Source organism: Streptococcus sp. 5004 (assembly GCF_013276755.1).
Lineage (GTDB): Bacteria > Bacillota > Bacilli > Lactobacillales > Streptococcaceae > Streptococcus.
In genome coordinates this window covers 16,247-42,183 of the sequence record NZ_VMLP01000011.1, presented here as the reverse complement: position 1 = coordinate 42,183, position 25,937 = coordinate 16,247, and the positions used below count along the sequence as shown (strand labels likewise).

General features: G+C 39.2%; 22 protein-coding genes and 1 other annotated feature (1 of these 23 cut by a window edge). Of the genes, 17 read left to right on the top strand and 5 right to left on the bottom strand.

Going from position 1 to position 25,937, the window contains the following annotated elements; all coding sequences use genetic code 11:
- Positions 1-125: a binding site (T-box leader), on the top strand (it extends 93 nt beyond the left edge of the window).
- Between the two features lie 266 nt (positions 126-391).
- From trpX to HT685_RS04300, 17 genes are all read left to right on the top strand, one after another.
- Positions 392-1,396, top strand: coding sequence for a tryptophan ABC transporter substrate-binding protein (gene trpX / locus HT685_RS04380; RefSeq protein WP_173226442.1), 1,005 nt, complete (start codon positions 392-394; stop codon positions 1,394-1,396).
- Positions 1,397-1,464: 68 nt separating this feature from the next.
- Positions 1,465-2,331, top strand: a complete 867-nt coding sequence (locus HT685_RS04375) for an ABC transporter permease (RefSeq protein ID WP_173226446.1) — start codon at positions 1,465-1,467, stop codon at positions 2,329-2,331.
- Positions 2,328-3,086: an ABC transporter ATP-binding protein gene (locus HT685_RS04370; RefSeq protein ID WP_173226448.1), complete on the top strand. Its 759-nt coding sequence runs from the start codon at positions 2,328-2,330 to the stop codon at positions 3,084-3,086. Before HT685_RS04375 ends, HT685_RS04370 begins: the two co-directional genes overlap by 4 nt.
- A gap of 89 nt (positions 3,087-3,175) precedes the next feature.
- A complete protein-coding gene (dnaG, locus tag HT685_RS04365; protein ID WP_173226451.1) occupies positions 3,176-4,936 on the top strand; it encodes a DNA primase in 1,761 nt (586 codons plus the stop codon).
- 2 nt (positions 4,937-4,938) lie between these two features.
- The gene (rpoD, locus tag HT685_RS04360; RefSeq protein WP_049510554.1) at positions 4,939-6,048 is read left to right on the top strand and encodes an RNA polymerase sigma factor RpoD; all 1,110 of its coding nucleotides are present in this window, start codon (positions 4,939-4,941) and stop codon (positions 6,046-6,048) included.
- 14 nt (positions 6,049-6,062) lie between these two features.
- Entirely contained in the window at positions 6,063-6,392 is a 330-nt protein-coding gene (locus HT685_RS04355) for a metal-sulfur cluster assembly factor (protein ID WP_000331921.1), read from the top strand.
- 114 nt (positions 6,393-6,506) lie between these two features.
- Positions 6,507-7,550, top strand: a complete 1,044-nt coding sequence (gene cpoA / locus HT685_RS04350) for an alpha-galactosylglucosyldiacylglycerol synthase (RefSeq protein ID WP_173226453.1) — start codon at positions 6,507-6,509, stop codon at positions 7,548-7,550.
- 15 nt (positions 7,551-7,565) lie between these two features.
- Entirely contained in the window at positions 7,566-8,891 is a 1,326-nt protein-coding gene (locus HT685_RS04345; protein ID WP_173226455.1) for a glycosyltransferase family 4 protein, read from the top strand.
- Between the two features lie 28 nt (positions 8,892-8,919).
- Positions 8,920-9,096, top strand: a complete 177-nt coding sequence (locus tag HT685_RS04340) for a PspC domain-containing protein (RefSeq protein WP_049532910.1) — start codon at positions 8,920-8,922, stop codon at positions 9,094-9,096.
- A 58-nt stretch (positions 9,097-9,154) separates the two neighbouring features.
- Complete coding sequence (locus HT685_RS04335) at positions 9,155-9,289, top strand: DUF4044 domain-containing protein (RefSeq protein WP_000863859.1); 135 nt, start codon at positions 9,155-9,157, stop codon at positions 9,287-9,289.
- A 63-nt stretch (positions 9,290-9,352) separates the two neighbouring features.
- Positions 9,353-10,663: a GTPase ObgE gene (obgE, locus tag HT685_RS04330; RefSeq protein ID WP_173226457.1), complete on the top strand. Its 1,311-nt coding sequence runs from the start codon at positions 9,353-9,355 to the stop codon at positions 10,661-10,663.
- A 9-nt stretch (positions 10,664-10,672) separates the two neighbouring features.
- Positions 10,673-10,828: a hypothetical protein gene (locus tag HT685_RS04325; RefSeq protein ID WP_173226458.1), complete on the top strand. Its 156-nt coding sequence runs from the start codon at positions 10,673-10,675 to the stop codon at positions 10,826-10,828.
- 242 nt (positions 10,829-11,070) lie between these two features.
- Positions 11,071-11,535, top strand: coding sequence for an IS200/IS605 family transposase (gene tnpA / locus HT685_RS04320; protein ID WP_173226460.1), 465 nt, complete (start codon positions 11,071-11,073; stop codon positions 11,533-11,535).
- 351 nt (positions 11,536-11,886) lie between these two features.
- Entirely contained in the window at positions 11,887-12,528 is a 642-nt protein-coding gene (locus HT685_RS04315) for an amino acid ABC transporter permease (protein WP_173251513.1), read from the top strand.
- Positions 12,529-12,537: 9 nt separating this feature from the next.
- Positions 12,538-13,167: an amino acid ABC transporter ATP-binding protein gene (locus HT685_RS04310; protein WP_173251515.1), complete on the top strand. Its 630-nt coding sequence runs from the start codon at positions 12,538-12,540 to the stop codon at positions 13,165-13,167.
- Between the two features lie 9 nt (positions 13,168-13,176).
- Positions 13,177-14,016, top strand: a complete 840-nt coding sequence (locus HT685_RS04305) for an amino acid ABC transporter substrate-binding protein (protein ID WP_173226464.1) — start codon at positions 13,177-13,179, stop codon at positions 14,014-14,016.
- A gap of 459 nt (positions 14,017-14,475) precedes the next feature.
- Entirely contained in the window at positions 14,476-21,327 is a 6,852-nt protein-coding gene (locus tag HT685_RS04300; protein ID WP_173278956.1) for a Rib/alpha-like domain-containing protein, read from the top strand.
- Positions 21,328-21,437: 110 nt separating this feature from the next.
- Here the strand turns inward: HT685_RS04300 and lysS are convergent, their stop codons facing one another.
- From lysS to HT685_RS04275, 5 genes are all read right to left on the bottom strand, one after another.
- A complete protein-coding gene (gene lysS / locus HT685_RS04295; protein ID WP_050207953.1) occupies positions 21,438-22,928 on the bottom strand; it encodes a lysine--tRNA ligase in 1,491 nt (496 codons plus the stop codon).
- Between the two features lie 136 nt (positions 22,929-23,064).
- On the bottom strand, positions 23,065-23,682 hold the full coding sequence (locus tag HT685_RS04290) for a histidine phosphatase family protein (RefSeq protein ID WP_173226467.1): 618 nt from the start codon (positions 23,680-23,682) through the stop codon (positions 23,065-23,067).
- Positions 23,682-24,164, bottom strand: coding sequence for an aminoacyl-tRNA deacylase (locus HT685_RS04285; RefSeq protein WP_173278955.1), 483 nt, complete (start codon positions 24,162-24,164; stop codon positions 23,682-23,684). The genes HT685_RS04290 and HT685_RS04285 overlap by 1 nt, the downstream gene beginning before the upstream one ends.
- Complete coding sequence (locus HT685_RS04280) at positions 24,164-25,006, bottom strand: DUF368 domain-containing protein (protein ID WP_173226469.1); 843 nt, start codon at positions 25,004-25,006, stop codon at positions 24,164-24,166. The genes HT685_RS04285 and HT685_RS04280 overlap by 1 nt, the downstream gene beginning before the upstream one ends.
- Before the next feature lie 94 nt (positions 25,007-25,100).
- Positions 25,101-25,901 carry a glycoside hydrolase family 25 protein gene (locus HT685_RS04275; protein ID WP_173226471.1) on the bottom strand — a complete coding sequence of 267 codons (801 nt, stop codon included), beginning with the start codon at positions 25,899-25,901 and terminating at the stop codon, positions 25,101-25,103.
- Positions 25,902-25,937 lie beyond the last annotated feature (36 nt).

Here is a 25,937-nt window from a genome sequence, read left to right as displayed (position 1 = left end):
TTATTTAGAATTTGAAATCATAAAAATTCGGTGAGCACACCTTACAGTGCATCTCGTTATTGCGAGACAGAGCGATAGGGAAATTCCCTATAATTGAGGTGGTACCGCGCATCGACGTCCTCACACAAGTTTTTTGTGTGAGGACTTTTTTTGATGGAGGTTAGTATGGAAAGAAAACGATGGCGTCGCTTGTTTATACTCAATGAAAATCAAAGTACAAACTAGGAAGCTAGCCGCAGGCTGCTCAAAACACTGTTTTGAGGTTGTGGATAGAACTGACAGAGTCAGTATCATATACCTACGGTAAGGCGACGCTGACGTGGTTTGAAGAGATTTTCGAAGAGTATTAGATAAGTGAAGTATTTTAAAGGAATTAAAAAGGAGAAACAGAATGAAAAATAAACGTTTAATTGGAATTGTCGCTGCCTTAGCAGTCTTAGTAGCAGGAAGCTTGATTTACTCTTCAATGAATAAACCAGAATCTCAGAATAATAAGGATGAGAAGAAAATAACCAAGATTGGTGTGCTTCAATTTGTGAGCCATCCATCCCTTGATTTGATTTATAAAGGGATTCAAGCTGGACTTGCTGAAGAAGGATATAAAGATGACCAGTTGAAGATCGACTTTATGAACTCAGAAGGTGACCAAAGTAAGGTTGCGACAATGAGTAAACAATTGGTTGCAAATGGAAATGACCTTGTGGTTGGTATTGCAACACCAGCTGCTCAAGGTTTAGCTAGTGCCACAAAAGACCTACCTGTTATCATGGCCGCTATTACAGACCCAATTGGTGCTAACTTGGTTAAAGATTTGAAAAGACCAGGTGGCAACGTTACAGGGGTATCTGACCACAATCCAGCTCAACAACAAGTTGAACTCATCAAGACTCTGACACCGAATGTGAAAACAATCGGAGCTCTTTACTCAAGTAGCGAAGACAATTCAAAAACACAGGTTGAAGAATTTAAGGCTTATGCTGAAAAAGCAGGTCTGACAGTGGAAACATTTGCAGTTCCTTCAACAAATGAAATTGCCTCAACTGTCACTGTTATGACTAGCAAGGTAGATGCTATTTGGGTTCCAATTGATAACACCATTGCATCAGGATTTCCAACGGTTGTCTCTAGCAATCAAAGTTCTAAGAAACCAATTTATCCAAGTGCGACAGCTATGGTAGAAGTAGGTGGTTTGGCATCAGTTGTAGTTGACCAACATGACCTTGGTGTGGCAACTGGTAAAATGATTGCGCAAGTCTTGAAAGGTGCAAAACCAGCCGATACCCCAGTCAATGTCTTTTCAACTGGTAAGTCAGTCATCAATAAAAAAATAGCACAAGAACTAGGTATTACGATTCCTGAGTCTGTTCTCAAAGAAGCAGGACAAGTCATCGAATAAATAAGGTAGGGAGGAGGAGACTCTTCCTATTTTTTAAAAAGATGAATATAGAAAGGATTAAATAAAATATGATTGTTTCCATTATTTCTCAAGGATTTGTCTGGGCTATTTTAGGTCTGGGAATCTTTATGACATTTAGGATTTTAAACTTTCCAGATATGACGACAGAAGGTTCCTTCCCTCTTGGCGGAGCTGTTGCTGTCACTCTGATAACCAAAGGCGTGAACCCATTTTTAGCGACTCTTGTTGCTGTAGGAGCAGGTTGTTTGGCTGGAATGACAGCAGGACTTCTTTATACAAAAGGGAAGATTCCAACCTTGCTCTCAGGGATTTTGGTGATGACTTCCTGTCACTCTATCATGCTCTTGATTATGGGACGTGCCAATTTAGGCTTGCTTGGAACCAAGCAAATTCAGGATGTCTTGCCTTTTGATTCAGACTTGAATCAACTCTTGACAGGTCTTATCTTTGTCAGTCTTGTTATTGCTCTCATGCTCTTTTTCTTGGACACTAAACTCGGACAAGCCTATATTGCTACAGGTGACAATCCTGATATGGCTAGAAGTTTCGGGATTCATACTGGGCGCATGGAGCTTATGGGGTTGGTCTTATCAAATGGTGTGATTGCCCTTGCAGGAGCTCTCATTGCCCAACAAGAAGGGTATGCCGATGTATCTCGAGGAATAGGGGTTATCGTTGTGGGGCTTGCAAGTTTGATTATTGGAGAAGTTATCTTCAAGAGTTTGAGCTTGGCAGAACGTCTGGTTACCATCGTTGTAGGTTCTATCGCTTATCAATTCTTAGTGTGGGCAGTTATTGCGCTTGGCTTTAATACAAGTTACCTTCGTTTGTACAGCGCCGTGATCTTGGCAGTCTGCCTCATGATTCCAACATTTAAGCAAACAATCTTGAAAGGAGCCAAATTAAGCAAATGACAGCAATTGTAGAATTAAAAAATGCAACCAAAGTCGTTAAAAATGGCTTTGATGAAGAAAAGATTATTTTAAATGATGTTTCCTTAGAAATTTTTGAACAGGATTTCATCACGATTTTAGGTGGAAATGGTGCTGGGAAGTCAACTCTCTTTAACACTATTGCAGGAACCTTGTCATTAACCAGTGGAACCATCCGTATTTTGGGTGAAGATGTTACCAAGTTTTCACCAGAGAAGCGCGCTAAGTATCTGTCTCGTGTCTTCCAAGATCCAAAGATGGGGACAGCTCCCCGTATGACAGTAGCTGAAAATCTTTTGATTGCCAAGTTTCGTGGTGAAAAGCGTGGATTGTTACCACGACGCTTGACTAGCTATAAGGATGAATTTCAGGCAACCATTGAAAAAGTGGGAAATGGTCTTGAGAAACACTTGAATACGCCAATTGAGTTCTTATCAGGTGGGCAAAGACAGGCCTTGAGTCTCTTGATGGCAACCTTGAAGCGACCTGAATTACTCTTGTTAGACGAGCATACTGCAGCCCTTGATCCAAAGACCAGTGTTGCCCTCATGGAATTGACGGATGAATTTGTCAAGAAAGATCAGCTGACAGCGCTTATGATTACCCACCATATGGAAGATGCTCTCAAATATGGCAATCGCTTAATTGTCATGAAAGAAGGACGAATTATCCAAGATTTGAACCAAGAAGAAAAAACAAAAATGAAAATCTCTGATTATTATCAGCTCTTTGAATAAAGTAAGGAAAATGAGTGAAATGGTTTACTTTTTTTCTGAAATAAAGTATACTATATAAAGTAAACTATGATAACATGGAGGTATTGTGTATGGTTGACAAACAAGTCATTGAAGAAATCAAAAACAATGCCAACATTGTGGAAGTCATAGGAGATGTGATTTCTTTACAAAAGGCAGGACGGAACTATCTAGGGCTCTGTCCTTTTCATGGTGAAAAAACACCTTCTTTCAACGTTGTAGAGGACAAGCAGTTTTACCATTGTTTTGGTTGTGGGCGCTCAGGTGATGTCTTTAAATTCATCGAGGAGTACCAAGGGGTTCCCTTTATGGAGGCTGTCCAAATCTTAGGTCAGCGTGTTGGAATTGAGGTTGAAAAACCGCTTTATAGTGAGCAGAGGCCAGCCTCGCCTCACCAAGCTCTTTATGATATGCACGAAGATGCAGCCAAATTTTACCATGCTATTCTCATGACAACGACCATGGGGGAAGAGGCTAGAAACTACCTTTATCAGCGTGGTTTGACAGATGAAGTGCTCAAGCATTTTCGGATTGGTTTAGCACCTCCAGAACGAAACTATCTCTATCAACGTTTGTCTGGTCAGTATCGTGATGAAGATTTTCTAGATTCAGGGCTATTTTACCTATCGGATGCAAATCAATTTGTAGACACCTTTCACAATCGGATTATGTTTCCCCTGACAAATGACCAGGGAAAGGTTATTGCCTTCTCAGGTCGTATCTGGCAGAAAACGGATTCACAAACTTCTAAGTATAAAAATAGCCGATCGACTGCAATTTTTAACAAAAGTTACGAATTATATCATATGGATAGGGCAAAAAAATCTTCTGGAAAAGCCAGTGAGATTTACCTCATGGAAGGGTTCATGGATGTCATCGCAGCCTATCGGGCTGGAATCGAAAACGCTGTCGCATCTATGGGAACAGCCTTGAGTCGAGAGCATGTTGAGCATCTGAAAAGGTTAACCAAGAAGTTAGTCCTTGTTTACGATGGCGATAAAGCTGGGCAAGCCGCGACTTTGAAAGCGCTGGACGAAATTGGTGATATGCCTGTGCAAATCATCAGCATGCCTGATAACTTGGATCCAGATGAGTATCTACAAAAAAATGGTCCGGAAGACTTAGCCTATCTATTAACGAAAACTCGTATTAGTCCGATTGAGTTCTACATTCACCAGTACAAACCTGAAAATAGTGAAAATCTGCAGGCTCAGATTGAGTTTATTGAAAAAATAGCTCCCTTGATTGTTCAAGAAAAGTCTATCACTGCTCAAAACAGCTATATTCATATTTTAGCTGACAGTCTGGCATCTTTTGATTATGCCCAGATTGAGCAGATTGTTAATGAGAGTCGTCAGGCACAAAGGCAGAATCGCATGGAAGGAATTTCCAGACCGACGCCAATCACCATGCCTGTTACCAAGCAGTTATCGGCTGTTATGAGGGCAGAAGCTCATCTACTTTATCGAATGATGGAATCTCCCCTTATTTTGAATGATTACCGTTTGCGAGAAGACTTTGCATTTGCTACACCTGAATTTCAGGTCTTATATGACTTGCTTGGTCAGTATGGAAATCTTCCTCCAGAAGTTCTAGCAGAACAGACAGAGGAAGTTGAGAGAGCTTGGTACCAAGTCTTAGCTCAGGATTTGCCTGCTGAGATGTCACCTCAGGAACTTAGTGAAGTAGAAATGACTCGAAACAAGGCTCTCTTGAATCAGGACAATATGAGAATCAAAAAGAAGGTGCAGGAAGCTAGCCATGTAGGAGATACAGACACAGCCCTAGAAGAATTGGAACGTTTAATTTCCCAAAAGAGAAGAATGGAGTAATAATGGCAACAAAACAAAAAGAAGTAACAACATTTGACGTACAAGTAGCAGAATTTATCCGTAATCATAAACAAAAAGGGACAGCAACAGATGATGAAATCAATGCCAGTCTAGTCCTTCCTTTTACCTTGGACGCTGATGGGATTGAAGATCTCTTGCAACGGATTCAGGATGCAGGTATTTCTATCACAGATAACGAAGGAAATCCAAGCGCGCGTGTTCTTAGCAATGAAGAAGAACCAGAACTCAGCGATGAGGACTTGATTGGTTCAACTTCGGCTAAGGTTAATGACCCTGTCCGTATGTACTTGAAAGAAATCGGGGTCGTTCCTCTCTTGACCAATGAAGAGGAAAAAGAATTAGCACTAGCAGTTGAAGCTGGCGATATCGAAGCCAAACAACGTCTTGCGGAAGCCAATCTTCGTTTGGTTGTTTCTATTGCCAAACGCTATGTCGGGCGTGGTATGCAGTTCCTTGACTTGATTCAAGAAGGAAATATGGGCTTGATGAAGGCGGTTGACAAGTTTGATTATTCTAAAGGATTCAAGTTCTCAACTTATGCAACTTGGTGGATTCGTCAGGCTATCACTCGTGCTATTGCGGATCAAGCTCGTACCATCCGTATCCCAGTCCACATGGTTGAAACCATCAATAAATTGGTTCGTGAACAGCGTAACCTCCTTCAAGAATTGGGACAAGATCCAACACCAGAACAAATCGCTGAACGTATGGATATGACACCTGATAAGGTTCGTGAAATCTTGAAGATTGCTCAAGAACCGGTATCCCTTGAAACTCCAATCGGTGAAGAGGATGATAGTCACCTTGGGGACTTTATCGAAGATGAAGTGATTGAAAATCCAGTGGATTATACAACTCGTATCGTCTTGCGTGAGCAGTTGGATGAGGTCTTGGATACTCTTACAGACCGTGAAGAAAATGTTCTTCGTCTCCGTTTTGGACTAGATGATGGAAAAATGCGCACCCTTGAAGATGTGGGTAAAGTCTTTAACGTAACTCGTGAGCGTATCCGTCAGATTGAAGCCAAGGCTTTGAGAAAACTACGCCAACCAAGTCGTAGTAAACCGCTTCGTGATTTTATTGAAGACTAAGAGTGAGGATGAATATGGCTTATACAGAAGAGCAAATTGATAACATCAAAACACGCATTTTAACAGCCTTGGAAGAAGTCATCGACCCTGAGTTGGGAATCGATATTGTCAACCTTGGTTTGATTTATGAGATTCGTTTTGACGGCGACACAGGGCAAACAGAGATTGATATGACTTTGACAACCATGGGGTGTCCCTTAGCAGACCTTTTGACAGACCAGATTTATGATGCCATGACAGAGGTACCAGAAGTAACGGATACTGAAGTTAAATTAGTCTGGTATCCAGCCTGGACTGTTGAAAAAATGAGTCGCTATGCCCGCATTGCCCTAGGCATTAAGTAAACATATAATAGCATGTGAGAGATTATTGGAAAAGCGAGGAAATTTCCCTTCTTTTCCTCTAGTCTCTCCTTTCTTTTGCTGATTTTATTCAAAGAAAATGATATAATGGTAGTTATGGAAAAAAAGAAATTACGCATCAATATGTTGAGTTCAAGTGAGAAAGTAGCAGGACAAGGAGTTTCAGGTGCTTACCGTGAATTAGTTCGTCTTCTTCACCGTGATGCCAAGGACCAATTGATTGTTACAGAAAATCTTCCAATCGAGGCAGATGTGACTCACTTTCATACAATTGATTTCCCTTATTATTTATCAACATTCCAAAAGAAACGCTCAGGAAGGAAAATTGGCTATGTGCATTTCTTACCTGATACACTTGAGGGGAGTTTGAAAATTCCATTTTTCTTAAAGGGAATTGTGAAACGCTATGTATTTTCTTTTTACAATCGGATGGAGCACTTGGTGGTGGTCAATCCGATGTTTATTGAGGATTTGGTGGCAGCGGGTATTCCACGTGAAAAAGTGACCTATATTCCTAACTTTGTCAACAAGGAAAAATGGCATCCTCTACCACAAGAAGAGGTAGTCAGACTGCGAACAGAGCTAGGTCTTAGTGGTAATCAGTTTATCGTAGTAGGTGCTGGTCAAGTTCAGAAGCGCAAAGGGATTGATGATTTTATCCGTCTAGCTGAGGAATTGCCGCAAATTACCTTTATCTGGGCTGGTGGTTTCTCTTTTGGTGGTATGACAGATGGTTATGAACGCTACAAGAAAATCATGGAGAATCCCCCTAAAAATTTGATTTTTCTAGGTATTGTATCGCCAGAGCGTATGCGCGAATTGTATGCCCTAGCGGACCTTTTCTTGTTGCCTAGTTATAATGAGCTCTTTCCGATGACGATTTTAGAGGCTGCCAGTTGTGAAGCTCCTATTATGCTGCGTGATTTAGATCTTTATAAGGTAATTTTGGAGGGAAATTATCGGGCGACAGCAGATAGAGAAGAGATGAAAGAAGCTATTTTGGAATATCAAGCAAATCCTGCTGCCTTAAAAGACCTCAAAGAAAAAGCTAAGAATATTTCCAGAGAGTATTCAGAAGAGCATCTGTTACAAATCTGGTTGGACTTTTATGAGAAACAAGCCGCTTTAGGGAGAAAGTAAAAAGTGAGGTAATCTATGCGAATTGGTTTATTTACAGATACCTATTTTCCTCAGGTTTCTGGTGTTGCGACCAGTATTCGAACTTTGAAAACAGAACTGGAAAAGCAGGGGCATGTTGTTTTTATCTTTACGACGACGGATAAGGATGTCAATCGCTATGAAGATTGGCAAATTATCCGCATTCCAAGTGTTCCTTTCTTTGCTTTTAAGGATCGCCGCTTTGCCTATCGAGGCTTCAGCAAGGCGCTTGAAATTGCCAAACAGTATCAACTGGATGTTATTCATACCCAGACAGAATTTTCTCTTGGCTTGTTGGGGATTTGGATTGCGCGTGAATTGAAGATTCCAGTCATCCATACCTATCACACCCAGTACGAAGACTATGTGCATTATATTGCCAAGGGGATGTTGATTCGTCCTAGCATGGTCAAGTATTTGGTCAGAGGTTTCCTGCATGATGTGGATGGAGTCATTTGCCCTAGTGAGATTGTCCATGATTTGCTATCGGACTATAAGGTCAAGGTTGAAAAACGCGTCATTCCAACAGGGATTGAATTAGCCAAGTTTGAACGTCCAGAAATTAAGCAAGAAAATCTGAAAGAACTACGTAGTAAACTAGGGATTCAAGATGATGAACAGATGTTGCTGAGTCTTTCCAGAATTTCCTATGAAAAAAATATTCAAGCAGTATTAGCAGCCTTTGCAGAAGTTCTGAAAGAGGAGGACAGGGTTAAACTGGTGGTAGCTGGGGATGGTCCTTATCTGGATGACCTTAAAGAGCAAGCCCAGAAACTAGAGATTCAAGACTCGGTCATCTTTACAGGGATGATTGCTCCTAGTGAGACCGCTCTTTACTATAAGGCGGCGGATTTCTTCATATCGGCATCGACAAGTGAAACGCAAGGCTTGACCTACTTGGAAAGCTTAGCTAGTGGGACGCCTGTCATTGCACACGGAAATCCTTATCTGGACAATTTGATCAATGACAAGATGTTTGGAACCTTGTACTATGGAGAACATGATTTGGCTGGTGCTATTTTGGAAGCCCTGATTGCAACACCAGACATGAATGAGCATACTTTATCAGAGAAGTTGTACGAGATTTCAGCTGAAAACTTTGGGAAACGGGTGCATGAGTTCTATCTTGATGCTATTATTTCAAATAATTTCCAGAAAGATTTAGCAAAAGATGATACGGTCAGTCAGCGTATTTTTAAGACAGTTTTGTATCTTCCGCAACAGGTGGTCGCTGTACCGGTAAAAGGCTCTAGACGCATGCTGAAGGCTTCAAAAACACAGTTAATCAGCATAAGAGATTATTGGAAAGACCATGAAGAATAGAAAGAGGAACAGTATGAAAAAACAATTAATGAGAAGCGGTCGTGATAAAAAGATTGCTGGTGTTTGTGCTGGGGTAGCCCATTATTTTGATATGGATCCTACTATTGTTCGCGTAATATGGGGTGTTCTTGCTTTTGGTTATGGAGCAGGAGTTGTAGCTTATATCATTTTATGGATTATTGCGCCAGAAGCAAGTGACTATTGAAAACTAGCTAAATTCATGCTAAGATAATAGAAAATAGAATGTAACGAAGGAGAGAAAAATGGCATTTGGAGATAATGGAAATCGTAAAAAAACTATGTTTGAGAAAATAACCTTGTTTATCGTGATTATCATGCTAGTAGCAAGTTTATTGGGAATTTTTGCAACTGCAATTGGTGCCCTCAGTAATCTATAAAATAGATTCAAGAAAATTTAGTGACTGGGATTTCCCAGCCCTTTTTTAAAGTGAGAAGAAAAAATGAGTATGTTTTTAGATACAGCCAAGATTAAGGTCAAGGCTGGTAATGGTGGTGATGGCATGGTTGCCTTTCGCCGTGAAAAATATGTCCCTAATGGTGGTCCTTGGGGTGGTGATGGTGGTCGTGGAGGTAATGTGGTCTTCGTTGTAGACGAAGGACTACGTACCCTCATGGATTTCCGCTATAACCGTCATTTCAAGGCTGATTCTGGTGAAAAAGGAATGACCAAAGGGATGCATGGGCGTGGTGCTGAGGATCTTAGAGTTCGAGTGCCACAAGGTACGACAGTTCGTGATGCGGATACTGGCAAGGTCTTGACAGATTTGATTGAACACGGGCAAGAATTTATTGTAGCCCACGGTGGTCGTGGTGGACGTGGAAATATTCGTTTCGCAACACCAAAAAATCCTGCACCGGAAATCTCTGAAAATGGAGAACCAGGTCAGGAACGTGAGTTACAATTGGAACTAAAAATCCTTGCGGATGTCGGTTTAGTAGGTTTCCCATCTGTAGGGAAATCAACACTTTTAAGTGTTATCACATCGGCTAAACCAAAAATCGGTGCCTACCACTTTACGACAATTGTGCCAAATCTAGGTATGGTTCGTACCCAATCAGGTGAATCCTTTGCAGTAGCTGATTTACCAGGTTTGATTGAAGGGGCTAGTCAAGGTGTTGGTCTGGGGACCCAGTTCCTCCGTCACATCGAGCGTACACGTGTCATCCTTCACATCATTGATATGTCAGCTAGCGAAGGCCGTGATCCATATGAGGATTATCTTGCCATCAATAAAGAACTGGAGTCATACAATCTTCGCCTCATGGAGCGTCCACAGATTATCGTAGCCAACAAAATGGACATGCCTGAGAGTCAAGAAAATCTTGAAGAATTCAAGAAGAAATTGGCTGAAAACTACGATGAATTTGAAGAGTTACCAGCTATCTTCCCAATTTCTGGATTGACCAAGCAAGGTTTGGCAACGCTTTTGGATGCGACAGCTGAATTGTTAGACAAGACACCAGAATTCTTGCTCTACGACGAGTCAGATATGGAAGAAGAAGCTTACTATGGATTTGACGAGGAAGAGAAAGCCTTTGAGATTAGCCGTGATGACGATGCGACATGGGTACTTTCTGGTGAAAAACTCATGAAACTCTTTAATATGACCAACTTTGATCGTGATGAATCTGTCATGAAATTTGCCCGCCAACTTCGTGGTATGGGGGTTGATGAATCCCTTCGTGCGCGTGGTGCTAAAGATGGTGACTTGGTTCGCATTGGTAAATTTGAGTTTGAATTTGTAGACTAGGAGACTGGTATGGGAGATAAACCGATATCTTTCCGAGATGCGGATGGCAATTTCGTTTCCGCCGCAGATGTTTGGAATGAAAAGAAATTGGAAGAACTGTTTAATCGTCTCAATCCAAATCGTGCTCTGAGATTGGCACGAATTAAAAAAGACAATCCATCTTAAATACGTAAGATAAAACTCCAATTATCAGTCAAGTTAACTGTAACAAATAGAAGCTAAGATCGAGAAAGGGCAAAATTTGTCCTTTCTTTTTATTATGTGACTATTAGTCCGTCTCGCTCCGTTAGGTGCGAGACAAAAAAACCACCCGCTATGCGGGTGCGCGTCGAAGGTTATACCAAAAAAACTCCGAACGCGATACAATAAAGGTGTTCAAGCCAATTGTAAAGCGAAAGGAGAAAAATATGGGACAAAAGGCTCATAGTTTATCGCACACAAAGTGGCACTGTAAGTATCACATTGTGTTCACCCCTAAGTATAGACGAAAAGTCATCTATAATCAATATCGAAGTAGTTTAGGCGAAATATTTCATCGCTTGTGTAGTTATAAAGGAGTTGAAATTATCGAGGGTCACTTAATGCCAGACCATGTACACATGTTAGTCAGTATTCCACCAAGGATAAGTGTTTCGAGTTTCATGGGTTATTTAAAAGGAAAAAGTGCATTCATGATGTTTGACAAACACGCCAATCTCAAGTACAAGTTTGGAAATCGGCATTTCTGGGCAGAAGGTTATTATGTAAGTACAGTAGGGCTTAATGAAGCCACAATTAAGAAATATATCCAAGAACAGGAAAAGCATGATATAGCACTAGATAAATTGAGTGTAAAAGAATATGAGGATCCCTTTAGGGATAGTGGTAAGTAATACTAAAGCCTCTTTAAGAGGCAAGTGACGAGTCAAGAGCAATGAGGCTTGAACAACGTGAAAGCCAGCGTCTTTAGGCGCTGGCTGGTAATTTGGGCTTATAGCCCTGGTTCAAACCACCCGTTAGACGGGTGGTCATGATTTATAAAGTATAATATATTGAAATAGAATATCAACAAATAGACTAGGGAATTCAAATCAAATTTCTAACAAGGCTTTATAAGTCGTGTTGTCCTATTCTAGCTTCAAGACACTGTATTTTTTCTATTAAAAAGAATTTTTTTGCAAAAATGGTTGGTTATTTTGTTTATTCATGCTATAATAGGAACAATTATTTTTAGGAGGTGCAGTATGTCTTATTTGTTTGAGATATTACCGAGTTTATTGAGCGGTGCAAGCATGACTTTGCAGGTTTTTGCACTGGTCTTGATTTTTTCTATTCCCTTGGGCGTTTTGATTGCCTTTGCCTTGCAAGTCCATTGGAAGCCCCTCCATCATCTGATTAACATTTACATTTGGATTATGCGGGGAACACCCTTGCTCTTGCAATTGATCTTTATCTATTATGTGCTTCCAAGTATTGGGATTCGTTTGTACCGTCTTCCTGCGGCTATCATTGCCTTTGTTCTCAATTATGCGGCTTACTTTGCTGAAATCTTTCGTGGGGGAATTGATACTATTCCTAAAGGTCAATATGAGGCTGCCAAGGTCTTGAAGTTCAGTCCTTTTGCCACAGTACGCTATATTATCTTGCCCCAAGTGACCAAGATTGTTCTTCCTAGTGTCTTTAATGAAGTCATGAGTTTGGTCAAGGATACTTCTCTGGTCTATGCTTTAGGAATTTCAGACCTTATCTTGGCTAGTCGCACAGCTGCCAACCGTGATGCTAGCCTGGTTCCTATGTTCTTGGCAGGTGCTATTTACTTGATTTTGATTGGGATTGTGACCATTCTTGCCAAAAAAGTTGAGAAGAAGTACAGTTACTATAGATAGGAGGCTGATATGTTAGAATTACGAAATATCAATAAGGGTTTTGGTCAAAAGCAAATTTTGTCCAATTTCAGTCTAAAAATTCCTGAAAAGCAAATCCTGGCTATTGTAGGACCTTCTGGTGGAGGTAAGACAACCCTCTTACGTATGCTTGCAGGCCTTGAAACTATTGATTCAGGGCAAATCTTTTATAATGAAGAACCTTTGGAACTGGATGAACTAGAGAAGCGGAATTTACTGGGATTTGTATTCCAAGATTTTCAACTTTTCCCTCATTTATCAGTTCTAGATAATTTGACCTTATCGCCTGTGAAAACTATGGGAATGAAGCAGCAAGAGGCTGAGAAGAAGGCGCGAGGGCTTTTGGAACAATTAGGACTGGCTGGTCATGCAGACGCCTATCCTTTCTCACTATCTGGTGGTCAAAAGCAGCGTGTGGCCTTGGCGCGTGCTATGATGATTGACCCAGAAATCATTGGTTACGATGAACCAACTTCGGCCCTAGATCCAGAATTGCGCTTGGAAGTGGAAAAACTGATCTTGCAAAATAGAGAATTAGGCATGACGCAGATTGTGGTTACCCACGATTTACAGTTCGCTGAAAACATCGCAGATCATATTCTCAAGGTTGAGCCCAAGTAGGAGGTGCCGATGACTAATAAGAAAATTGCTTTAGTATTGGTTTCTCTCCTGATTTTCTTTTTAACAGCTTGTACTCAGAAGGCTAGTGATCCAAAGCAGGATAACTGGGATAAGTATCAAGATCAGGGGACCATTACTATTGGTTTTGACAATACCTTTGTTCCCATGGGTTTTGAAGAAAAGAATGGTCAATATACAGGCTTTGATATTGATTTGGCACAAGCTGTCTCTGAAAAATTAGGCTTTAAAGTTCAATTTCAGCCAATCGACTGGGATATGAAGGAGACGGAACTGCAAAATGGAACCATAGATGCCATTTGGAATGGCTATTCTGCGACTGGTGAACGCCGAGAAAAGGTTGCCTTTAGCATTCCATATATGGAAAATCAGCAAGTTCTGGTTGCCAAGAAAAGCCAGCAAATTCATTCAGTAGAGGATATGAAGGATAAGACCTTGGGTGCCCAAGCTGGGTCCTCTGGTTATCTTGACTTTGAGGCCCAGCCAGATTTACTGAAAAATCGTGTCAAAGACCAGAAGGCCAATCAATATCAGAGTTTCAATGAAGCCTTGATTGACTTGAAAAATGACCGGATTGATGCTCTGTTAATTGACCGAGTATATGCAAATTACTATCTCCAGTCTGAAGGGATATTAAATGACTATAATGTTTTTTCAGCTGGATTTGAAAGTGAATCCTTTGCAGTCGGAGTTAGACCAGCTGACAAAAGATTACTACAAGCTTTAAACCAAGCCTTTATTGAACTATACCAAGAAGGAAAGTTCCAGGAAATCAGCCAAAAATGGTTTGGAGAAGATGTAGCAACCAAAGAAGTAAAAGAAGGAAAATAAAATCAATAGCAAGCCTAGTTTTGTTTTTAAAACTGGGCTTTGTTTTTTTATAGATTTTATTTTATAAAGCTATAGCAACTTCTAAATTTTTTAGCTATTTTGGGTAGATCTTGTGCATCTAGCTTCATTCTGTAATCCCTTATCTATAGCTAAAACTCAATGAAGACGTAATAAAAAATATCAGAAAATTCCTTTTTGTAATCAAATTATATAAACAATCAAATAATATAGAAAATCTCTAAAGTAATATAAATTTTATTTTTTGTAAGGGCTTACCACAAATAAGAGTTTATGAAATTACTGTAGCGACTATACCTGAAATTGCTTGATTTGTTGTTTTAAAAAGAGTATAATAAGTTATAACCTTTTAAAATATACAAAAATATTTTAGGGGGGGGGCTTTTTATTTAGCTTCCTTAAGTATATTAACCGATAGTTATCGGAAAAAGGAGTAAGAAAATGTTTAAACCCAAAGTGCGTCATGTTCGCCAATCGCAAGTGGAGAAATTCACACGTTACAGTATCCGTAAGGTTAGTTTTGGTGCGGCTAGTGTGGCTGTAGCTACTGGTTTGTTTTTCCTTGGTGGAGGAAGCGTCCAAGCAGCTGAACCAGTAACTAATCCAGAGTCTACAGAAGTTCAAAATCTAAATGCTAAGTCCCCAGACCCCTCTAAGGAAGTTGCTGGACAAGTATCTGCTACTGCTACAGTGGCCGATGGACAAAATAATACTTCTGTAAAAGAGTCTGCTACTGACAAACAAGCCAGTGAAGTTGAAACTCCAACTGTAGTGACAGAAAAAGTTACTATTAATACCGCATCGTTAGAAGATTTAGTGGCTAAAGTTGAAAGTCGATTAAGTCAATTAACTGAAGGTAAGAAAACAAAATCAGTCATTGATGATGCTAAAAATTTGGTTCATAAAGCAAAAGAACTTTTGAACGATGATACAAAAACACAGGCAAAAGTTGCTGCACTTGCTAAACAACTTTCAAGTAGCCTTGTCATTTTAAACAGTATCAAATCAGAAGTAACTGAAGAAGAAAAAGTAAACAAGAACCAAGATCCACGAAACGGAAAAGAGATTCCAGGAAAAGGTGAGAGTGGGTTTAGAGATACAGGTACGGTTGCAGATGGCACTGAAAATCCTGTTGCTGTAAATACAAATGATATTACACAAAAAGCTTCTGAATTAGAGGCAGAAATCGCAAAAGTTGAAGCTTTAATCTCAGCTGAAAATGCTAAAAGAGAAGGTGAAAAAGATAAGGGATTTATAGAAATCCTAACACAGGTAAAAGAGTCTGCACAAGCTGTTAAAATTAAAGGAGATAATATCCCGACAACAGAAAAAGAAAAGCATGCTCTTTTACAAGAGTTAAAAGCAAAAGTTGATTTATTAAAACTATATCAAGCTAAAAAATTGGACTGGGGAGCACCTGCGAATAATCACTTAGCAAATTATGGGAATAATCCGACAAATGCTATAATTAGTAATTTAAATAATACTTTTGGAACTCCTGATTTTTCAGGGTCTGACTCGCATGAAAAAGTTGTTAAAAATCAAAGAAATGGATTGTCAGGGACAATTCTAGGTTCTGCAAAATATCATTGGAAAGAAAAAAATATTTCAGTTAGTGATGCTAGTGCTGGTGCATTAGATGGATGGAAAATAGTAGATAAGCCAGGAAAAAATATTGTAACACTTGTTAAACCAGAACAACCAACTGATATTCAACGTGAAAACGGTGTTACAGAGAGAGAATATAATCCTAATTCAGCAAAAGTATACGATAATAATGGCAAGGCAAATATGGATGGACAAGGCGCACCTAATGCTAGTGGTAAATTACTTAATACCATGATTACAACTCCAAAATTTGAAGCGCCAGAAGCGGGAAGTGGTACTGTAAATAAAGATTTTTATTTGGAATTAAGAAAACAAGGCACTACAATTTACAAAGATTTTGATGTCAACCCCAATTCACATCTATATGCACATTTATTATATGCAGGTGCATATGGGAAACTTGCTCTGGCTTCAACAGGGGAAAAAGTTAAGCTAAAAATTGTTGATGCATACACAGGAACTCCTCTAGCTGAACTAAAAAGAAAAGATAAAAAAGCACCAGATACGGAATTTCTTCTTAGTCCAGGTAGTGGTAATAGGGGTGTTAGTGCTCTTCGTAGAGTTATTCAAATTCCAAAGGGTACTACAAAGGTACGTGTCTTTATTGAAGCAGCAGATCAACCAAACGGTTCGAATTTAGGTGGCGAAGTAGAAGATGGATATATTGTTGCTGGATTAGGATTAACAACAGGACCAGCGCTATCTTTAACAACGACTGTTGTATCTGGTAGAAATAAAGAAGCCTATGGATTTACAAACGATGCTATTTATAAAAATGAACAAGCAGGTATTCTTGAAGTTACACTGAGTAATAGAGGAGGGCTAGATGTTTCTCGTGATACTAAGTATAAGGTAACAGTAACAGTTCCTCAAGGAGTGAAATTAGGATCTATTCAAGGTAAAGATTTAAATGAGGCTAATGGTTTTGCAGTATTTGCACCTAGTTATACTACAAATTTTAGATATGATAAGCAAACGAGAGAGTTAACTTTTGAGATTAATATTCTAAATAGAAAAATAGAACCTAAGACTGGAAAAACAGATACTGTAAAAATTCCATTTATAGTGACTCCTGATTTTGTAGGCGAAGCAACTTTCAAAATTACTGGTCAGAATGGTTTTGGAGGAAAAGATGCTTTAGGAAATGCTATATATCCCTACGGATTTGCTCCAGATGCTAATAGATATAATTTGCCAGAAAATTTTAGAGCTAATAGTTTAGAAACTTCCGATAATCCTGACTATAAATATAATCGTAGTATTTATATTGATTCTATGACAGGAAATAGCTCTATAACTGTTCCAGTCGGAACTAGTTTAGATAAGATCAAGGAGCTATCTAAATCAAAAGCGAAAGAAAAGATTGAATCAGAAGAATACAAGAGAAAACTGGATGAAACTAATGCTACGGCTACTCTAGATGATCAAGGAACGTCTACGGGAGTTGTTGCTACTGACGTAGCGAAAGAGAATGCCGGTGTTATAAAAGTGCCAGTAGTTCATAGTCGAGATGGAAAAAATTATAAAAATACTGTAGATATCGAAGTAAACGTTGTAAAATCAACTACAGATAAGTTAGTAGTATTTGAAGGTGATAAGATTACAAATGATCAAGTTAAATCTTCAGTTACTCCGGCTACAATCGATACTAAAGCGGGAGTTGTGAATAATCCTAATGAAGCAGATGTTTTTAGTACGACAGGAAAAGCTGGAGAAGCAGGATTAAAAATTCCAACAACGGTAACTCATGATTCAAATGGTACAAATATTAATGAAACAGTAACAGTTCCTGTGTTGGTATTACCAAAAGCAACTGGTGAAGTACAAGTTCATAAAGGAGCTTCAGTAGATAAAGTTAAAGAAGTTGCTAAAGCAAAAGCACAAACTTTAACAAAAGCAACAGACTTCACTGGGAAATTACCAACAGGAGCAACAGTTACAGTTGGTGATATAACAGAAGCCGTAGCAGAAACTCTAACAAATGAAAAAGGTACAAATAAAGGTATTGTAAATGTTCCAGCAAATTATATAGTAGAAGGAAAAACATACAATACGACAATTCCAGTAACAATTAATGTATTAGGTTCAGAAACAAAAACGGTATATACATTAGAAGGAACTCAACCAAAACCAGCAGATGTTAATGAAGCAATTACACCTGATAAAGGTGGAAACTTAACCCCTGTAACTGAAGCTGACATCAATAAAGATGTTCCTACAGATAAAGTTAAAGTAGGAGCAACTGACTTAAACGTTAAAGCAACTGTTAAATATCCAACAGGGGATGAAACTGTAGATGTTCCAGTTAAAGTATTGCCCAAAGCAACACCAACAGGTGTAACAGTACTGAAAGATACTGATGAAAATGCTTTAACAGATGCTGTAAAAGCAAAAGCAACTGAAGCTGTAAGTAAATTAACAAACCTACCAGATGGAATTACTGCATCATTAGATGAAAGAGAAACTTCTTACACATTGCCAAAAACAGATTCAAATGGGGATAAAGATACAGTTCCTGTAAAAGTATTATATAAAGATGATAAAGGTAATGTAGTTGGTGAAGACACAATTAATGTACCAGTTAAAGTAGTAAGTTCAACACCAAAACCAGTAGTAGTGTTTGAAGGTGATAAAGTTACTAAAGATGATGTGAAAGGTGCTGTAACAACAGAAGGGACAAAAGGTGAACCTGCCATTGCTGACGATATTACAGCTAAACCAGGTGTCAAAGAAGTAACTGTTCCAGTAACTTATACGGATCAAAATGGAGAAACTTTAACAGAACCCGTGAAAGTTAAAGTAACAGTTTTACCAAAACCAACACCAAAAGGAATTTTTGTTGCCAAAGATAGCGACAAGGAAAAAGCAAAAGAAAAAGCTCTTGCTAAAGCCAAAGAAGCTATTGCAGACGGTGCTTTCAAAGGAAAACTTCCAGAAAATGTTACTAATGTAAGTATTGATGAAAATGTGACAAGTCCAGATTTGTCAGATGATACGGATGTAAATGTGACTGTGAAATATACCGTTGATGGAGAAGAAAAGAAAACTGTTGTTAAAGTTCCTGTTACTGTTGTAGAGGGAGTTCCACAAATAGTTCCAGTGGATGAAAATAATAAACAACCAAATCCAGAAAACAGTATCGACAAAACAGAATATCCAGATGGTTCAACATTTGAATATAATCCAAATACTCCGGTAGATACTACAAAACCTGGTGATTATACAGTCAATGTCATTGTAAAAGACAAAGATGGTAATCCTATTGCAGAAGTACCGGCAACTGTACGTGTGGTAGAAAGTTATCCACAATTTGTACCAGTAGACAAAGATAAGAAACAACCAAATGTGGTAGGAAGTATCGATCCTAAAGCATTCCCTAAAGATACTGAATTTAGTTATGAATCTCCTGTAGACACAACAACACCAGGAGAAAAAGATGTTGTAGTAGTAGCGAAAATTGGAGATGAAGTCATTGCGAAAATTCCTGCAAAAGTAATGGTTGTAGAACCTAAAACACAATATGTGCCAGTCGATAAATCAAACAAACAACCAGATGCATCTAAGAGTATTGACCCTGAACAATATCCAGATGGAGTAACATTCAAGTATAAAACTCCAGTCGATACAACAACACCAGGAGAAAAAGATGTTATTGTAGAAGCAAAAGATGGAGACGACACACTTGTTGAAGTACCAACAAAAGTGAAGGTTGTTCAGGGATACCCACAAATTATCCCTGTAGATCAAGGACAACCTTTAGCTGAAAATAGTATTAATACAGGAGATTATCCAGAAGGTGCTACATTCGAATACGAAAAAGTAGATGGAAAAGATCCAGTTAACATTTCTGAAGCTGGAGATTATCCAGTAACAGTTGTCGTTAAGGATAAAGATGGAAATACTTTAGTAAAAGTACCAACAACAGTACGTGTAGTGGACGCTTATAGACAATATGTACCAGTAAATACTGATCCAACTAAAGTGGTACCTGCAGAAAATATTGTACCAACTGACTTCCCAGATGGAACAACATTTGAATATAAAACTCCAGTTGACACATCAACACCAGGAGATAAAGATGTTGTAGTTGTAGCTAAACTAGATGGTAAACCAATTGCAGAAATTCCAGCAAAAGTTACTGTAGTAGGGCCTAAAACTCAATACGTTGTAGCAAATCCTGAGAATACTCAACCAGATGCATCTAAGAGTCTTACAGATAAAGATAAAGATAACAATAAATTCCCAGATGATGCTACGTTTGGATATAAAGAACCAGTAGATACAAAAACACCAGGTGAAAAAGATGCAACTGTAGTTGTGAAAGATGCTGATGGTGACACAATTGTAGAAGTTCCTGCTAAGGTTAAAGTAGTAGAAGGTAAAGAACAATTAATTCCTGTAAATCCAACTGAAAAACCACAAGCAAGAGATAACATTACTCCAAGTGATTATCCAGAAGGTTCAACATTTGAATATAAAATTCCAGATGGCCAAAAAGAACCATTTGATGCAACAACTGTTGGGGATAAACCAGTAACGGTAGTTGTAAAAGATAAAAATGGAAAAGTATTGGTAGAGGTTCCAGCAACGATTAAAGTCGTAGAAGCAAAACCAACACCAATTGAAACCCCAGTAACAAATACACCTTTAACAAAAGAGGATATTGCCAAGTACGTTAAAGTACCAGAAGGTGGAAAAATTGTTGGAGTAGGTGAAATTCCAAAAGTAAATACTCCAGGAGATAAAGGTACTGTCAAAGTTAAAATTGAACTTCCTAATGGTAAACAAATTGAAGTTGAAGTCCCTGTCAAAGTAACTCCAATTAAAGATATTGTGAAGAAATTGGGGGATCCAATTACAAATGAAGATGTTGAAAAACATATTCAGATTCCAGAAGGTGGCAAGATTATCAGTATTGGAGATAAACCATCTACAGATATTCCAGGAGAAAGACCAAGTGTACCAGTGGTAATTGAACTACCAGGTGGTAAACGTGTAACTATCAAAGTTCCTGTCGTTGTTACTCCGAAAACAACTCCGATTGTTGTTGAAGTTGGAACACCTATTACTGAAAATGATGTGAAGAAACATGTAGATCTTCCTGAAGGATGGAAGATTACTAAAGTGGGCGAAATTCCAAAAACAAGTACACCTGGTGATAAGCCATCTGTAACGGTTGAGATTGAATTACCGGATGGACGTAAAGTGACAGTAGAAGTTCCTGTGAAAGTAACACCTAAATCTAATCATGGTAATAGTCAAGGTAACAATGGTAGTTCAACTATTCATATCGTAACACGTTATCAAGATGGTGATGGTAAAGAAATTTCTCCAGAAGAAAATGGTAGTCATGGACCTAAGACTTTAGAAGGTTATGAATATATTGGTACTAAAACAGATGAAAATGGCAATGTGATTCATACCTATAAGAAAGTAACTACCCCAACTCGTTCTGAGCAACCAAGCTCTCCAGAGACTCCTATAAGTCCTGAAAAACCAGTAGCTACTCCAGTTCAGACAAGTTCTACAGATTCTAAACCAGTATCCGTTGAAACAACCGTAGCCAATGACAAGAAGGAATTGCCAAATACTGGTACAGAGGATAAGGGTGGTTTAGCTAGTCTTGGACTTCTTGGAATGTTGAGTGCATTTGGGCTCGTAGCTCGTAAGAAAAAAGAAGACTAAGAAAGAAACTTCCTTTCTAAAGTTTGATAAAAAATAGACTGAGGTGAAAACTTCAGTCTATTTCTTTTGATTATAAAAAAATCCCCTGACAAGAGCCAGAGGATAAGAGCTTATTTCATTGTTGGGAAGAGCAATACATCACGGATAGTGGTTGTATCAGTGAGAAGCATGCAGAGACGGTCGATACCGATTCCCAAACCACCTGTTGGTGGCATACCGTATTCAAGAGCTTCAATGTAGTCATAGTCGATACCTGTTGCTTCATCGTCACCAAGTTCTTTAGCTTTAGCTTGGGCTTCAAAACGGCTAAGTTGGTCGATTGGGTCGTTGAGCTCAGTAAAGGCATTACCGTATTCCTTAGTCATGATGAAGAGCTCGAAACGGTCAGTAAAGCGTTGGTCTTCAGGGTTTTTCTTAGCGAGTGGAGATACAGCTACTGGATGTCCATAGACAAAGGTTGGTTGGATTAAAGTTTCTTCAACAAACTCTTCAAAGAAGGCATTGATGATGTGACCAACCTCAGTGTAGTGTTTCTCAACTGGAACTTTCTTCTCAGCAGCGATAGCTTTAGCTTCTTCCAAAGTCATGTCTTGCCAGAAATCGACACCAGTAATTTCTTTGATAGCATCCACCATATGAACACGTTTAAATGGTTCGTTGATTTTGATTTCAGTTCCTTGGTAGTTGACTGGGCCATCACCTTTGACTGATTTAGCAGCATGTTGGATAATACCTTCAGTCAAGTCCATGATGTCTTGGAAGTCAGCATAAGCTTGGTAGACTTCGATAGAAGTAAATTCAGGGTTATGAGTAGCGTCCATTCCTTCATTACGGAAGATACGGCCAATTTCATAGACACGTTCCATACCACCCACGATAAGGCGTTTCAAGTGAAGCTCAGTCGCGATACGAAGCACCATGTCAATGTTTTGGGCATTGTGATGAGTGATAAATGGACGGGCAGAAGCACCACCAGCTTCGTTGTGAAGAACAGGTGTTTCCACTTCAAGGAAACCTTTTTGGTCAAGGTAACGACGGATTTCAGAGATGATTTTTGAACGAGTGACAAAGCGTTCAAAGCTTTCACGGTTCGAAATCAAGTCAAGGTAACGTTTACGGTAAATTGTTTCAACGTCTGTCAAACCATGGAATTTCTCTGGTAGAGGACGAAGAGCCTTAGACAAGTGTGTGATATGAGTAGCTTTGATAGAGAGTTCTCCCATATCTGTACGCATCACTTCGCCTTCGACACCAAGGAAGTCACCAAGGTCTGCTTTTTTGAAGATTTCGTAGTTTTCTTCACCGACAGCATCTTTACGAACGTAGATCTGGATTTGACCTTCGCGGTCTTGAAGGTGGGCAAAACCTACTTTACCTTTACCACGTTTGGTTACCAAGCGTCCTGCGATAGTAGCTGTTTCATTTTTATCATGTAATTGTTCTTTATCGAGGTCAGCAAATTTATCTTTTAATTCTTGTGAATTTGCAGTGCGTTCAAAGCGTTTTCCGAAAGGATCAATTCCTTGTTCACGGAGCGCAGCCATTTTTTCACGGCGAACGATCTGCTGGTCATTTAGTTCTTCCATATGTTCTGTTGACATGGGATCCTCCTAGTTTTACTCAAAATTGAATACGATGAGTCTTTTTTGCGATACTCCCATTTTATCATAAATAAGCAAGAAATTCACGGATAATCTTTCAAAACTAAAAAGAACTTGACGCTAAAATCAAGTTCTGTTATTGATAGGAAGTATCATTCCAAGTATCAAGGGTAAATGTTTCAAAGTCATGGGTTTCTAGAATGGTTAGGCTGGCATTTGCTAGACCGCCATCTTTACGAAGAAGTGGTTCTTGATAACCTAGAAGAGTACGAAGACTGGCAGTAAGATTAGCACCGTGACCGACAATTAGAAAACGCTCAGCCGGACTATCTTTTAAGGATTTGATAAATTGGATGGTCCGTTGTGTGGTGCTATAGAGGGATTCGGCTCCGAACATTTGAGTGTCAAACTTGGCAAGATTAGATCGGAAAGCTTTGATTTGTTGCGGGTAAATTGCTTCCAAGGTTGCGATTTTCAAACCTTCCAACTTCCCCAGCTGCCATTCACGGAGATTAGGAACGCATTTTAAAGGACAAGGAATTTGGAGTTGATTTTGGATAATCTCAGCAGATTTGACCGCTCGAGGTAAATCACTTGCATAAATCTGATCAAAAGGAATCTCCTTGAGATACTGGCCGAGTTGTTTTAGGGTTTCAATGGATTCAGGAAGAAGGGGAGAATCTCCACTAGCACCTTGAAAACGACCTTCTTGGTTCCAGACGGTACGGCCGTGGCGGACAAAGTAGAGTTTCATTACTTACTGTCCTCCAAAATATCTGCAAAGTTAGCTTTTACAAAGCTAGCCAAGTCTTGTGGTGCTACGATAATGCTGTGACCAACTTCGCCTGCAGAGACAATCATTTGATCCAAGTCTAGAGCAATCTTATCGATAAAAATGGGATAATTGTGTTTCTGACGAATTCCGACGGGATTATTGGCTCCATGAATATAACCTGTTGTTTTTTCCAAGTCCTTTTGTGGAATCATGCTCACTTTTTTATTGCCAGAAATTTTAGCTAATTTCTTTTCTGACAGGTGTTGAGTGATAGGCACAATTCCAATAATCGGTCCTGTCTTGTCTCCCAAAAGAGCCAAGGTTTTGAAAATCTGATCTCGTTCATAACCTTGCGGAAGTTCTCCTTCCAGGGCATTGATTTGAATCCCCTGATGTGGGATACCTGCTTTAGACAGGATTTGTTCCACCAATGTTTTTTTGATTTTAACTTTTTTTGCCATTATTTATACTTATCCTCCAATTGGCTCATCCAAATACCAAGCCAGATTCCTAGTGCAAAGAAGAAGGCGATGATGACATAACCGACAAGAGAAAGGCCTGTGTATTGGATACTCTCAGCGTTTCCTACATTTGGAATCAAGATCAAAAGGGTGCTTGATAGGACGATACCGATGATGAAATGATAGACACGTGAGTGGTAGTTGTTTAAGGCATAATCCATCAATTTTGAAAAAACGATGAGAGTGGCACCTGCTCCGATTCCAATCGGGAAGAAGGTTCCCAAGAGGTCAAAGGTTTTAAAACCAGTCAACATCGGAGCATAGAGACCCAAAATCAAAAGTAGATTTGATGGACTGAGGCCAGGAACCAAGACGCCAAGAGCCAGCAGTGCACCTGCTAGGACCAAATTAAGAAAGCTAGCACTTAAGGTTCCAACGACAAAATTTAAGGCATAGAGTCCTAATCCAGAAATGATAAAGGTTATCCAGAACCAAGCTAAATCAATCTTGTCTCGGTCAGATTCTCGAGTTGATTCCTTGAGGAGGCTAGGAACTGTACCAATGATGGCACCCGCAAAGCTCCATAAGACAAAGACCTGATAATTTTCAAGCAGGTATTCAATTGGGTAGGAAAATAAGCCGATTCCCAGAAGCATACCGATGGCAACTGGAATAAAGTACAAAACATTTTCTTTAAAGTCTTTAAAAGGATGGGCCAGAAAGCCAATCATTCGTTCGTAAATGCCTAAGATTGCTGCTAGAACCCCTCCGGAAATTCCCGGTAGAATAAATCCAAGAGCAATCACAATCCCTTTAATAAGGCGCGCTAACCATGAGAGCATATAGTTCCTCCAACTATTTCTATTTCAAAAAATCCTTACTATATTGTATCACAATCAAACACAAAAAGAAAAAGCAAATGCTAAACAAATGCTTTTAAGGTTTTAAAAAGATTTTTCTAAAGGTTTCTTCTTTATTTTTTAAGGGAGAGATGACGTTGATATCCAAATCGTGGTCAAAGCCGGCAATTTTCCCTTTAGATGTGTATTGGTGAATATCATAATCTAAATCAGTTTTAGGACTGCTTTCCAAAAATCCTGAGTCTGAGCCGTAGGACGGAATCCAAACAGAGGTAAACTTGCCTGTATCAATACTGTGTTCTTCCATGAAGTAGACCCCAACGTAGATTCCGATGTTTTTAGCACCTAGTGATGCTAGTTTTGCTCGAAAGGCTTCAACACCCTCGTTCATATTGGACATGGTTTTGTCTTCTACGTCTAGCCAATAGTAACTAGGGCTGTAAGGAGAGGCAGCATTGTAGAAAACTTCAGCGGCTTTTTCCATTTCTTGGACACTTTTTCCAGCTACAAAGGCATAGACCCCAACTGGGACATTCCGCTTTTGAAGTTCAGTGATATGACTCTTATAGGCCTTGTCTATTCCATTGATAAAGGAAGCATCATTTTCTTTTGTTGTTTGAGCACCACTGTGAACACGAACAATAGCGCCTGAAATATTTTGTGCGAGAGTATCGTAATTAATTTCCTCAGGACGCTGCCAGCCAGAGAGGTCAATAATCGGTTTGTCTATGTGTTTCAAAGCCTGTGCTTCAATCTGTGCTATATTGGATTTTGTTTTAAACGATTGGTTGTCATTAAGTGGGCGATTCAGGATTAAAATGAACATCATAATCCCAAAAAAACCAAACAAAATAAGCGGATTAATTTTCTTTCTCATATCTCATAATTTTACCTTAAAAATGGGAAAAAATCA